The organism is Secundilactobacillus folii (genome assembly GCF_009720675.1).
In the GTDB taxonomy this organism is placed as follows: Bacteria; Bacillota; Bacilli; order Lactobacillales; family Lactobacillaceae; genus Secundilactobacillus; species Secundilactobacillus folii.
The window spans coordinates 54,778-67,166 of record NZ_WNJO01000001.1 but is presented as its reverse complement, the minus strand read 5'-3'; the positions used below and the strand labels follow the sequence as shown (position 1 = coordinate 67,166).

Annotated in this window: 11 protein-coding genes; 1 reads left to right on the top strand and 10 read right to left on the bottom strand. The window is 46.5% G+C overall.

Annotated features, from left to right (window positions below):
• Positions 1–6: 6 nt before the first annotated feature.
• The 3 genes from recG to GM612_RS00365 all read right to left on the bottom strand — a co-directional run bounded on the left by recG (position 7) and on the right by GM612_RS00365 (position 4,202).
• Positions 7–2,040 carry an ATP-dependent DNA helicase RecG gene (gene recG / locus GM612_RS00375; RefSeq protein WP_343031721.1) on the bottom strand — a complete coding sequence of 678 codons (2,034 nt, stop codon included), beginning with the start codon at positions 2,038–2,040 and terminating at the stop codon, positions 7–9.
• 88 nt (positions 2,041–2,128) lie between these two features.
• The gene (locus GM612_RS00370) at positions 2,129–3,820 is read right to left on the bottom strand and encodes a DAK2 domain-containing protein (RefSeq protein WP_155430403.1); all 1,692 of its coding nucleotides are present in this window, start codon (positions 3,818–3,820) and stop codon (positions 2,129–2,131) included.
• Positions 3,821–3,839: 19 nt separating this feature from the next.
• Positions 3,840–4,202, bottom strand: a complete 363-nt coding sequence (locus tag GM612_RS00365) for an Asp23/Gls24 family envelope stress response protein (protein WP_155430402.1) — start codon at positions 4,200–4,202, stop codon at positions 3,840–3,842.
• Between the two features lie 209 nt (positions 4,203–4,411).
• Between GM612_RS00365 and rpmB the strand changes: the two genes are divergently transcribed.
• Positions 4,412–4,597: a 50S ribosomal protein L28 gene (gene rpmB / locus GM612_RS00360; RefSeq protein WP_020088997.1), complete on the top strand. Its 186-nt coding sequence runs from the start codon at positions 4,412–4,414 to the stop codon at positions 4,595–4,597.
• Between the two features lie 447 nt (positions 4,598–5,044).
• Here rpmB and GM612_RS00355 read toward each other — a convergent pair whose 3' ends face one another.
• From GM612_RS00355 to fmt, 7 genes are all read right to left on the bottom strand, one after another.
• Positions 5,045–5,692, bottom strand: coding sequence for a thiamine diphosphokinase (locus GM612_RS00355; RefSeq protein ID WP_155430401.1), 648 nt, complete (start codon positions 5,690–5,692; stop codon positions 5,045–5,047).
• Complete coding sequence (rpe, locus tag GM612_RS00350; protein WP_155430400.1) at positions 5,693–6,343, bottom strand: ribulose-phosphate 3-epimerase; 651 nt, start codon at positions 6,341–6,343, stop codon at positions 5,693–5,695.
• A 10-nt stretch (positions 6,344–6,353) separates the two neighbouring features.
• On the bottom strand, positions 6,354–7,256 hold the full coding sequence (rsgA, locus tag GM612_RS00345) for a ribosome small subunit-dependent GTPase A (protein ID WP_343031720.1): 903 nt from the start codon (positions 7,254–7,256) through the stop codon (positions 6,354–6,356).
• Positions 7,257–7,339: 83 nt separating this feature from the next.
• Entirely contained in the window at positions 7,340–9,334 is a 1,995-nt protein-coding gene (gene pknB / locus GM612_RS00340) for a Stk1 family PASTA domain-containing Ser/Thr kinase (RefSeq protein ID WP_155430399.1), read from the bottom strand.
• Complete coding sequence (locus tag GM612_RS00335; RefSeq protein WP_155430398.1) at positions 9,334–10,077, bottom strand: Stp1/IreP family PP2C-type Ser/Thr phosphatase; 744 nt, start codon at positions 10,075–10,077, stop codon at positions 9,334–9,336. Before GM612_RS00335 ends, pknB begins: the two co-directional genes overlap by 1 nt.
• Before the next feature lie 12 nt (positions 10,078–10,089).
• Positions 10,090–11,436, bottom strand: a complete 1,347-nt coding sequence (rsmB, locus tag GM612_RS00330) for a 16S rRNA (cytosine(967)-C(5))-methyltransferase RsmB (RefSeq protein WP_155430397.1) — start codon at positions 11,434–11,436, stop codon at positions 10,090–10,092.
• On the bottom strand, positions 11,433–12,380 hold the full coding sequence (gene fmt / locus GM612_RS00325; protein ID WP_155430396.1) for a methionyl-tRNA formyltransferase: 948 nt from the start codon (positions 12,378–12,380) through the stop codon (positions 11,433–11,435). The genes rsmB and fmt overlap by 4 nt, the downstream gene beginning before the upstream one ends.
• Positions 12,381–12,389: the final 9 nt, after the last annotated feature.

Sequence of the window (12,389 nt, the reverse complement as noted above, 5' to 3'; positions counted from 1 at the left end):
CCTCTCTTAATCAAACATGTAGGCGTGTTCTTCAGCCTGTTTTAGATAGTTTACAAGTGCAGCATTCCCGGGCTCTCGCTGCCAATCAGGCGTGCTCGTCAGCTTTTTAGCTTCATCTTGAGCCACGCTAAGCATGGTCAAGTCCGCCACTGGATCACCAACTTTGAAGTCGGGCAGACCAGACTGTTTCTTACCTAATACGTCACCGGCACCGCGCAACTCTAAGTCCTTTTGTGAAACCACAAAACCATCGTTAGTTTCTGTCATCACGCGCATCCGATCGACCCCATTTTTATTTTTGGGGTCGGCAACCAAGATGCAGTACGACTGTTGATCAGAACGACCGACTCGACCTCGAAGCTGATGTAACTGTGCGAGCCCAAAGTGATCTGCATCGTAGATCAGCATCACGGTCGCATTCTTAACGTCCACGCCAACTTCAATAACGGTGGTTGCCACCAGTACCTGATACTCATTATTTTTAAACGCCTGCATCACCGCATCTTTTTCGTCGTTTTTCATCCGGCCGTGTAACAGTCCAACCTGGTAATGATGCGGCGAAAAATAAGCCGAAAACCGTTCGTAGATTGCCTGAGCATTCTTCATGTCCACCGCTTCCGATTCTTCAATCAGCGGTGTGACCACGTAAGCCTGGTGACCAGCCGCTAATTCACGAAGGACAAACTGAATCGCCGAATCAATCTGTGAATTCTTGATCCATCTGGTAGTCACTGGTTTGCGGCCTGCCGGCAGCTCATCAATCACTGAAATGTCCATTTCACCATAGCTGGTGATGGCTAAGGTCCTGGGAATCGGCGTGGCGGTCATTGCCAAAACATCTGGATTATCGCCCTTTTGCCGCAAAGCTTGACGTTGTGCAACACCAAACCGGTGCTGTTCGTCCACCACGATCAAACCAAGCCGGTGGTAATCAACACCATCTTGAATCAAGGCATGGGTGCCAATAATGAGGTTGATCTCGCCGGAAGCTAAGCGGGGCAAGATCTCTTTTCTGACTGCCGGCTTGGTGGATCCCGTGAGAAGCACGATATTAACTGGCAAACCTTCAAACAACGCCTGCAGGTTATTAGCGTGCTGCTCAGCTAGAATCTCTGTCGGCGCCATCAGTGCGGCCTGAAAGCCACCTGTAATCGCCGCATACATACAAATCGCAGCCACCACGGTTTTACCACTTCCGACGTCACCTTGAAGCAGTCGGTTCATATGGATCGGCCGTTTCAAATCTGCGCAGATTTCATTGACTACCCGCTTCTGTGCTGCAGTCAACTCGTAAGGCAGTGACCTGACAAACTCCTGCAGCCGCTCATTGTCAAAAGAAATCGCCGTTCCAGCTTGCGTTTTATCCCGTCTACGAAGTAGCTGCAACTGCATTTGAAACCGGAAAAATTCTTCAAACTTAGCGGATCTTCTGGCAGCTTTGGCCGCCGGTAGATCCTTTGGAAAATGCATATCGTGAATCATTTGTTTTCGATCCAATAATCGGTAATGCGTCTTGATTGCCTGTGGCACTAAATCCTGAATCTGTTCGTGGTACTTGTCCCAAGCCGCCACAACTAACTGACGAATGGTCTTCTGCCGGATACCCGAATTAGACGGGTAGACTGAAGCCATTGGGTCTGCTTTGCCACTGCTCAGGATCTTCATACCATTTAATTGTTTCCGATTAGCGTCAAAGCGACCGAAAACCATGATTGGCTGCTCAACTTCGATTTGTTTTTGTAACCAGGGCTGATTAAAGAAAGTCACCGGCACCACATCATTGTCGATCAACAAACGGAAGTTCAAGCGACTTTTTTTGCGACCAAAATGACTGACCGTCGGAGGTGCCGCCACGATGCCCTTTAACGTCACCTGTTCTTGGTCGCCAATTTCATTCAGTGCTTTGACCCGCAAATCCTCGTACCGAAAAGGATAGTAGGTGAGTAACGATTCAATTGTTGTGATACCTAAGTCTGCCAAGGCTGTTTGCCGTTTAGGACCAACTCCTGGTAGCACTGTCACCGAATCACTTAAAGCCACGCTACTTCCCCCCCATCCAATAGTTCTCGATAAACAAAGTGCCGGTTCGATTAGGAGCCGCCACTTTGCTAAACTACATTTATATCACTTATTCGACACTAATTACAAATGGATAAACTGGCTGGTCACCCTCGTGAACTTCAACTTCTAGTTCCGAGTCCATTTCCTGAACTGCGGCCTTAACGCGGTCAGCAGCTTCTTTAGTCGTGTCCTCACCATAGATGATGGTGACGATCTCGCTGTCATCATCAAGCATCTTATTGACCATTTGAATCGCCGCTTCTTCAGTATTATCGGTGACCACGTTAATCTTACCATCGATAATACCCATAAAGTTGCCCTCCTTGATCTTGAAGCCATCGACTTCAGTATCACGGATCGCGTGGGTCACTTCACCACTTTTAACCATGGAAAGGTTATCTTCCATCGCGCTTTGGTTCTGCTCTAAAGTGTGGTCTGGTTCAAATCCCAGCATCGCTGTCATACCTTGTGAGATCGTTTTACTGTGAACGATTACTGCCGGAATATCGACCACTTTAACGGCCTGTTGTGCCGCTAGGAAAATATTGCCATTATTTGGGACAATGATGGCCTTTTTAGCATGACTATCGTTAATTGCGTTAACGATATCTTGAGTGCTTGGGTTCATGGTTTGACCGCCGGAAATAACCGTGGTCGCCCCTAAACTCTCAAATAAGGCCTGCATCCCCTTACCGGCCGCAATCGTGATAATCGCCGTGTCGGGTGCCTCAGCGGGCTTTTCAGTTTCCTGCTCAGCAGCCTCTTGTTCATCATTTTCAATAATCGTTTCTTGTTGAAGACGCATATTATCAACTTTAACTTTAGCTAGATCACCAAATTCTTGACCCCAAGCCATCACTTTACCTGGGTGTTCCGTATGCACATGGACTTTGACGATCTCGTCGTCATTCACCACCAGCAAAGAGTCGCCCAATTTGGCTAAATAATCATAAAACGTGTCATAATCGAATTTTTTATCAACTTGTTTACCCTTACCGATTCGCACCATGATCTCGGTACAATACCCATAAACGATGTCTTCAGGGTTGATTTTACCCTGAACACTGCGGTGATGTTCAGCGTCCACCATTTCATCCATTTCAGTCGGATTTGGTTGGTGAGCTTTTTTGGCTGCAGTCTCACGACCATTTAAAACGTCATCGAAGGCTTGGAGAACAAATGTCAATCCTTGACCCCCAGAGTCAACAACGCCAACTTGCTTTAAAACTGGTAACAGATCCGGGGTCGTTTGAAGAGCTGCTTCAGCGGCTTCATAAGTTGCATCCATTACAGCCACCACGTCATCTTCACGTGCAGCCGTTTTTCGGGCCGCTTTTGCCGCCTCCCGCACCACGGTCAAGACGGTGCCTTCCGTGGGCTTCATGACGGCTTTATAGGCCGTTTGAGCACCAGCTGCAAAGGCATCCGCCAGATCGGCTGCCGTTAGGGTTTGCTTATCAGCAACATCCTTTGAAAAGCCGCGAAAAATCTGCGACAAAATAACACCAGAGTTCCCTCGAGCGCCCATTAATAAGCCCTTCGCAAGTGCTTGAGCAAGGTCACCGACTTTGGTGCTAGATGATTCATTAACGTATTTTAAGCCGCTATCCAACGACAAGCTCATGTTGGTCCCAGTATCGCCATCTGGCACTGGGAACACATTTAATGAATTGATGAATTCAGCGTTTTGGTCTAAAAATGCAGATGCAGCTTCGATCATTTTGATGAATTCCCGATTCGTTATTTCTTTCGTTTGCAACAACTTTATCCTCCGCTTCTTACTCGCTCTGAACTTGGACACCTTGAACTGTAACGTTTACAGCATTAGCAGTGATCCCGAGCATTGTTTCTAAATTATATTTCACTTTTGCTTGAACGGTACGAGAGACTTCAGAAATCTTGGTACCATAACTAACAATGATGTTCACGTCAACGGCAACACCATTGTCTTCTTGACGAACAACCACTCCCTTAGAGTAGTTGTTGCGATTAAGGATAACATTTACGTTATCGCGAATCTGATTCTTACTTGCCATTCCCACGACACCGTAAGAATCCGTAGCAGCACCACCAACGACTGTAGCGATTACATCGTTATCAATATCGATCAAGCCATGCTTTGTTTTTATTTTGACAGCCATCTTGAGCGGCCTCCTTGTATCCTAGTCTTCACGATAATTTATATTACCACATTTTTCGCAATATCGTTATCATATTAATCAACTTTCCGAGTGTCAAGTAAAATTACTTGAAAGAAAACTATTGCATTCCGCGAGGGTCTATGCTAAATTATTTTAGTGAGCTAAAAAAAGCAACGATTTTTAGATAAGTCTAAAAGGAGGTAGTTACCATGGCAAAGGATTTCATTAACGGCAAGCGCACCCGGTTCGGTAACAAGCGCTCCCACGCCTTGAACTCATCACGACGTGCTTGGAAGCCAAACTTGCAAAAAGTTCGGATCTTAGTGGACGGCAAGCCTAAGAAGGTTTGGATCTCTGCACGGACTTTGAAGTCAGGAAAAGTGACTCGAGTTTAGTTAAGAAAGTTTGGCAGACGCCAAGCTTTTTTTGTCAAAATTGATCAAAAATATCTTTCAACCTGAAAAGACCACAGTCAGCGAGTATCTCGTTGACCGTGGTCTTTTTTGTTCGTTCAGTTTTCTTTCCAAGATGGTGTGACCTGATCTGCCATCAAACTAGTCATGTGCAGAGAATAGCAATTCAAGAGTAAAATTCATGAGTAATTAGTTCTGTTAATCATATTTTAGTGCATAGCAATCAAGATGACTTAGACAACCTATCACTGAAATGATTCATTTTGCTGAGAAAGTAAAAGCATCAGAAACCTTTTAAACGAGTCAAAAAATGATACTGCAAAACGCTATCTTCTGTATTCTGCTATAAAATACAAAAGTGCTGACGAAATCATCCATCAGCACTTAATTAAACACTTTTTCCTACTCAATCTCTAGCCTAGCGTGTGATCAATCTTTACTTTGAATCACGGCAACCGTGCCACTTTCAAAGGAGAAGTGACCCGTATTACCGATAAATTCATTACTAGCATAGGAGATCGACCGGGTAACATTAGCGTCCTTTAAGGTGTATTTTTCATCCATCAGATTCAAATGGTCAACTTTTTCCAGGGTCACAAACGCCAGGTACTTCTTATCCGGTTCCTTTTGAATCTCATAGGAGCCAGGAGCGTAAAAAGTGATCGTATTTTGCTTATCGATAAACCGAATTCGTGGTGCGTATTGACGATAGCGCGGTTCAAGCACCATCCATAAATTTGCCAGGAAATGGTCTAATCGCCCACCGGTAGCACCATAGATATCCAAGCGATCATAGTTGAATTCCTGGAGTGCCACCGTGACGGCTAACTGGGTGTCAGTTTCATCCTTTTCCGGAATCGCTTGTCGAATATCTGAAACGGCAGATTTAACGCGCTTTAGTTCCTCCGGCGATAAAGAATCGAAATCACCAATTGCCACTAATGGCGTAATTCCCATGTTCAATAGTCGCAGGGTGCCGCGGTCCACGCCGATCCAGTCACCACTGACCTTACCGGCGCTTAACTGTTCCGGCCATTCACTAGTTGGACCCCCGACCAGCAAGTTCAGATGTGTCATCTACTTCGTCGCATCCTTTAAGGTTTTGACCATGGCTGCCGGATCGTCGGCGTCAAAAATGTATGAGCCGGCAACGGCCACTGTAGCACCAGCCTTTTGGCAGTCTTTGATCGTATTGTCCTTCACGCCACCATCGACTTCAATATCGAAATCATAACCTTCCGTTTGCTTTAGCTGGTCTAATTGTTTGATCTTCTTGAGCGTTTCAGGTAAGAACTTTTGGCCGCCAAAACCGGGGTTGACCGTCATAACAAGGACTTGATCGACCATGTAAAGTACTGGCTTGATCATTTCAACGGGAGTGCCCGGGTTGATGACAACTTCAGCTTTTGCACCGGCGTTTTTAATCAGCTGTAAAGCCCGGTGAATATGGGGCGTCGACTCAACGTGCACACCAATGATGTCGGCACCATTTTGCGCGAATAATTCAACGTAGCGTTCGGGATTTTGCACCATTAAGTGAACATCAAGGGTCATCTTGGTGATCGGCCGAATCGCCTTCAACCAGCCTGGACCATACGAAATGGCCGGTACAAAGGAGCCGTCCATAACATCAATATGCAGGTATTCAGCACCCGCTTTGTCGACTTTTTCGATGTCTCTTTGAAGATTAACATAATCAGCACTTAGAATCGATGGTGCGATTTTCATAAATAATCCCTCATTTCTTAGATTTACGATAATTTGGTTTTTGATTCTTCAAAGCTTGATACAGTAGCAGATAATTGTCATAGCGGCTCTGCCGAATCTCACCAGAGTTAACCATTGCTTTGACAGCACACCCTGGTTCGTTCACGTGAACGCAGCCCCGAAAGCGGCAGTTAACCGATGCACGGCGAAATTCTCGGAAATACTTTCCCAGTGATCTGGCATCAATCGAAAAAACATCATAGGAGGAAAAACCAGGGGTATCGGCAATCAGACCGCCAGCCACGGCTAATAACTGAACCCTGCGCGTGGTGTGCTTGCCACGGTTTAGTGCCGCAGAAATTTCACCAGTAGCAAGCTGAAGATCCGGTGCAATATGGTTCAGGAGAGTTGATTTACCAGCTCCGGTCTGCCCCATGATCACGCTGACTTTATCCGCCATTAACCCGTTTAGTTCACCCAAAGCAGTCTTGGAAAAAGGCTCTGGCGTATAAATCACCTCATAACCAATTTTACGATAATCTTCAGCCAACTTCGCGAATTCCGCTTGCTCTGACCCTTTCAACAAGTCCGTCTTAGTCAAGTAGATTACTGGCTCAATGCCAGCAATTTCTAAAGCCAGCAGTTGTCGATCCAGCAAGTTCGTTGAAAAGACTGGTTCGCGAACTGCGGTTGCCACGATTGCCTGATCCACGTTAGCAACTGGCGGTCGAACCAACGAATTACGGCGTGGTTTAACCTCCAGAATATAACCTTCTTGGTCATTTGGCGCATCAATGACTACTCGATCACCAACCAAGGGGGTAATTTTTCGACTTCGAAAATTACCCCGTGCTCGCGTTCGCACTAACCGTCCGTCATCAGTCATAACATCGTAGAAGCCACTTAAAGATTGTCGAATTTGGCCTTCCGCCACATCAACGCCACCCTTCCAAATTTTGAATAATTAAAAACCAGTTCTGTTTCATTATAAAAGAACTGGTTTTAAAATGCAGTAAATTAATGCGAATTTTTCGTCACATTATTATCGGATTGAATGACCTTGCCATTTCGAACGATTCTATAACCGCCACTCTTACCCGATTCCACCGCAAATGGGATCGTCACTTGAGTATCTTGCGAAATGGTCAATTGTTTGTAGACCGTGCTGTAATCATGATCATGGTCACGGACGTATATCTGAACCGTATTCACGTCACTCTCTGAGGCCGACGAACTACTACTGCTGCTGTCGCTGGAACTAGAACTGGATGCCTCAAACGGGATATCAACACTGACGCTAAAGTCTTCCACTTTCGGCTGAGAACTGTCCACCGGCCGTTTACCACGCGACAGGGTCACGCTGATCGTAGAGCCTTCCCTAACGGTACTGCCGCCACCGGGTGATTGCTCGATCGCGGTATCTTTCTTGTCGTTTGAGTACTTATAATTGAAGGTCACATTTAACGATTCACTGGTTGCATAACGTTGAATCGCTGACTTCGTTTTACCAATTAAAGTGGCCAAGGTCAATTCTCTTTGGCCTGCCGAAACTGTCAGCGTCACGGTCTCCTTTTTCGGATCAATCCGCTTGCTGGTGGCAACGCTTTGCTGCATAACCGTACCAATTGGTACCTCGCTGGAAGATCGGTTTTGCCGTCTAACAGTCACGCCCTTGGCCTCTAAAACCGCGGCAGCCCGAGTGTAGGATTGACCAACGTAATTGCCGATCGTCACCAATCGTGGCCCATCACTGACAAAGAGGTTCACCTTGCTGTTCTGCTTGGCTTGGGTACTAGCTTTAGGCGAGGTTTTAATGATCCGGTTTTTCTTCACTTGAGTGCTGGTTTGGCGTTTAACTGATCCGGTGTCTAAATTCACTGCCGTTAATTTATCGCGCGCCTGCTGAACTGTCATGCCACTCAAGTCAGGAACTGAAACCGTCTGCGTACGTCCTAGCCAAAATGCTAGCCCAACCGCGGCAATTAAAATGATCAGTAGACCAGCTAATAATGCCACCCATCGCCGACGATGACGACGTTTCTTCTTTGATTTACCCGGGCTAGAATCAGCAGTCGCCTTTGGCTCTAATGGCTGATTAACGGCTTCAGAATGCAATTCTGACTTATCCAGTACCTTGGTCTCCCCATCATCAGCGTCCAGATTAGGAACAAACTTCGCCTCGGAAGCTCGCCGCGGCGATAAAGAAGTCTTTAAGTCACTCGCCATATCCGCTACGGTTTCGTAGCGGTCAGCAGGCCGTTTGGAAGTCGCTTTTAAGACCACGTTTTCCAAAGCCTGCGGGATCCGGGGATCAAATTCCCGAACCGATGGGATCTCAGACTGGAAGTGCTTGATAGCAATTGAGACCGCCGTTTCACCCTTAAATGGCACCGTTCCGGTCAGCAGTTCATAAAGAATGATACCTAAAGAATAAATATCAGACTTCTTGGTCGCCATTCCGCCACGCGCCTGTTCAGGTGACAAATAATGCACCGAGCCTAACACAGTGTTGGTCTGCGTCAGCGAATTTTCAGACATTGCGACCGCGATTCCAAAGTCGGTAATCTTGGCAGTGCCCTGTTCATCGATCAAAATATTTTGCGGTTTTAAATCGCGGTGAATAATATTATGCTCGTGAGCGACTTGAACGGCCGACAGAACCTGTTCCATGATGTTGATGACTTCCTGATATGGAATCGGAAAGTGCTTCTTGATGTACGCCTTGAGATCCATTCCCTTCACGTACTCCATTACCATGTACTGCATGCCGTTTTCTTCACCCACGTCATACACGCTGACGATATTGGGATGAACGAGTTCCGTCGCTGCTAAGCCCTCGCGCTGAAAACGTTTGATAGTATGCGGGTCATCGCGGAGATCCAAACGGAGCAGCTTAACGGAAACGTCACGGTCAAGAATCAAGTCATGGGCCAGATAAACGTTAGCCATTCCGCCTTCGCCAAGTGCTTTTAAGATCTTATAACGGCCGCCTAAAACGTAATTTGGTCGCATTAGTCAGCCACCTCCGATCCATTATCGACGATGATGACGCTGATGTTATCCAGGCCGCCGGCGTCGTTTGCAAGTGTGATCAATTGATCACACTTAGCCTGTGGCTTGCCTGGGCCTTCCAATACGGCTTGAATCCGTTCATCCTTCACCATATCGCTAAGTCCATCTGAGCACAGCAGTAGCGTATCGCCAGTGGTCAGTTCTAGGTAATGAAGGTCGATTTGAACCGATTTTTCAATTCCTAGGGAACGCGTGATCACGTTTTTTCTTGGGTGGACACGAGCAGCTTGCTTTGACAATTCACCGCGTTTGACCAGTTCATTGACTAAAGAATGATCTTCAGTCACCTGTGAAAAGACCTGGTCACGGAGCAGGTAAGCTCGGCTATCGCCAATATTTCCAACCAGAACCGTTTCATTGGACAGGATGGCTAACACCACCGTTGTTCCCATTCCTTTCAAATCGGCAAACTGTTGCGATCGCTCCCGGATATCCTGGTTTTCAAAACTAATTTGTTTTTGCAACCAGTCCTTGCTTTCATCGATATTTTGAGCTTGGGTGGTCTCAAAAGAATGGCCAAGGTGCTCCACAGCCATTTCAGATGCAACGTCACCACCCTGGTTTCCGCCGATACCATCAGCAATCATTGCTAGTTTAACGCCGTTTTGGTTAGTAAATACGCCAACGCTGTCTTCGTTATCCGCGCGACGCTTCCCTATCGCTGTTCGATAAGCAATCTGCATGAGTATCCTCCACTAACGTACCCGCTTGAACTGGCTCACAAAAAAACCGTCAGAGTCATAATCATCGGGATAAATTTCAAGGTAATCAGTTTGCCGGTCAGCCTTCAGATCACGGGTCGTTGTCACCCTTTGTGATTCAAATTCTGGGTGGTTAGCCAAAAAGGCCGCCACCACATCTCGGTTTTCCTGATTAAGTATCGTACAAGTACTGTAAGTTATTATACCGTTAATTTTTACCTTTTGAGCAACTGCATTTAAAATATCCAGTTGAATCTTCGCTAATGCCAGAACATCTTTTAACTCTTTTTCGTAACGGATCTCTGGTTTACGGCGTACTAGACCAATTCCAGAGCATGGTGCGTCAACTAAAATTTCATCAAACAAATCGTTGTCAAATACCTGGTTGACGTTTCTAGCATCTAACGCTTGGGCGACGACCCGGTCGTTAACATGCATCCGTTTGGCATTTTGCTTAATCAGCTTAACTTTATGCTCGTGAATGTCCAACGCAACGACTTGACCACGCTTGTTTGCGTCAAGTTGAGCAGCCATCTGAACGGTTTTGCCGCCCGGTGCCGCACAGGCATCCAAAATCATCATAGCCGGTTGAATTCGCATACTTTCGGCTGGCAGCATGGCACTTTCATCTTGAATCGTCATTTTGCCCTGCTTAAATAACGCCGCTTGATTAGCCGGCTTACCATGAAGTACCAAGCCATCACCAGCCACCTGACTGTCAGCTACTTGATAACCCTCATCGCTCAATGCTTGCTTCGCTTCAGTCAAACTGATTTGGTCAGTTGCGACTCGAACAGACTGATTGGCCGGATGATTAATGCTTTCAAAAACGTGGGTGGCCTTTTGAGCACCTAACTGGGTAGTTAGTTCCTTAACTAGCCATTCCGGAATCGAATACATCAAGCTTTGTCGCTGAAGTGGATCTTTAATATCAGCGGGGTCATAGATTCCTTGACGATCCATTTGATGTAAAACGCCGGTGACAAATCGACGAATACCCTCATGGCCCCGATCCTTAGCAATTTGGATACTTTCATCAAAGATCGCTCGTTTTGGTACCCGTTCCAGATACTGCATCTGATAGACCGCAGTCTCCAGCAATATCATGACCCAGTCCTCGACTTTTTGCGGGTGCTTAATGAACGGTGCTAATTGGTAATCGATCGTCATTCGATGCTGGATCACACCGTAGACAATGGTCGTTAAAAGACCAGCATCCCGCTGTGAAATCGGTGATTGATCGATCATTTGATTCAATTGCAAATTTGAATAGGCACCCTTTTTGACCCGGGTGAGGGCGGTCACCGCCATGGACCGCGGATTACTGTCAGTTCTACTCATAGTTTAACCACCTGTTCGCCTTCGTTGAGCGCGTCTTCCGTGCCGTTTAAAAAGTCAGTGATGCTTTGTTTGGGCTTCCCGGCAGGCTGTAACTGGTTAATTTGCAACGTGCCATGCTCACCGGTTGACAGTACTAACTCGTGTTTACCACGACGAACCACCTTACCGGGCGTTAAATCAGTCTTTTCTGGTAAAACAGTCACTTTCCAAAGCTTGGTGCGACGACCAGCCAAAATAATGTAGGAGGTTGGAAATGGGCGCAAACCACGAATCTTAGCATCGATCATTTCCGCTGGCATTGTGAAGTCTACCGCTTCTTGTTCCGGCTTGATGGTCGGTGAAAAAGTGACCTGCGTTTCGTCTTGTGGTCTAGCCTGAGCCGTACCGTCAATTAATTTAGGCAGCGTTTCTAGTAATAGATCACGTCCTAAGAGGCTTAATTTATCAAACATACTGCCAACGTCATCCGTTTTTTCAATCGGAATCGCCTGTTGACTGATAATGTCGCCGGCATCCATTTTTTTGATCATGTAAATGATAGAGACACCGGTCTGAGCATCGTTATTCATGACAGCGTAGTGCACTGGAGCACCACCACGGTACTTTGGCAGTAACGATGCATGCACGTTGATAGCGGCCGTTTTAGCAGCGGCTAACAGTTTGGTTGGCAAGAACTGACCAAACGCTGCGGTCACGATAAAATCAGGTGCCAGTTCAATGACTCGATCCATTTCATCACTGCCGGCGATTTTTTCGGGTTGAAGGACTTCGACTTGGTGTGCAACAGCCACTTTTTTGACTGGTGAAGCGGTCAAAATATGTTTCCGCCCAACTGGCCGATCCGGCTGAGTGACCACCGCCAAAACGTTGTAGTCATGCTGAATCAAAGCTTCTAAAATGGGAGCTGCAAACTCTGGCGTACCCATAAATACAATTGATGTCATTTATTTTTC

Excerpts from the sequence above, each read along its gene's own strand:
- GM612_RS00365 (WP_155430402.1), bottom strand. The coding sequence starts at position 4,202 with ATGGCTGTCAAAATAAAAACAAAGCATGGCTTGATCGATATTGATAAC.
- rpmB (WP_020088997.1), top strand. The coding sequence starts at position 4,412 with ATGGCAAAGGATTTCATTAACGGCAAGCGCACCCGGTTCGGTAACAAG.
- GM612_RS00355 (WP_155430401.1), bottom strand. The coding sequence starts at position 5,692 with ATGACACATCTGAACTTGCTGGTCGGGGGTCCAACTAGTGAATGGCCG.
- rpe (WP_155430400.1), bottom strand. The coding sequence starts at position 6,343 with ATGAAAATCGCACCATCGATTCTAAGTGCTGATTATGTTAATCTTCAA.
- pknB (WP_155430399.1), bottom strand. The coding sequence starts at position 9,334 with ATGCGACCAAATTACGTTTTAGGCGGCCGTTATAAGATCTTAAAAGCA.
- GM612_RS00335 (WP_155430398.1), bottom strand. The coding sequence starts at position 10,077 with ATGCAGATTGCTTATCGAACAGCGATAGGGAAGCGTCGCGCGGATAAC.
- rsmB (WP_155430397.1), bottom strand. The coding sequence starts at position 11,436 with ATGAGTAGAACTGACAGTAATCCGCGGTCCATGGCGGTGACCGCCCTC.
- fmt (WP_155430396.1), bottom strand. The coding sequence starts at position 12,380 with ATGACATCAATTGTATTTATGGGTACGCCAGAGTTTGCAGCTCCCATT.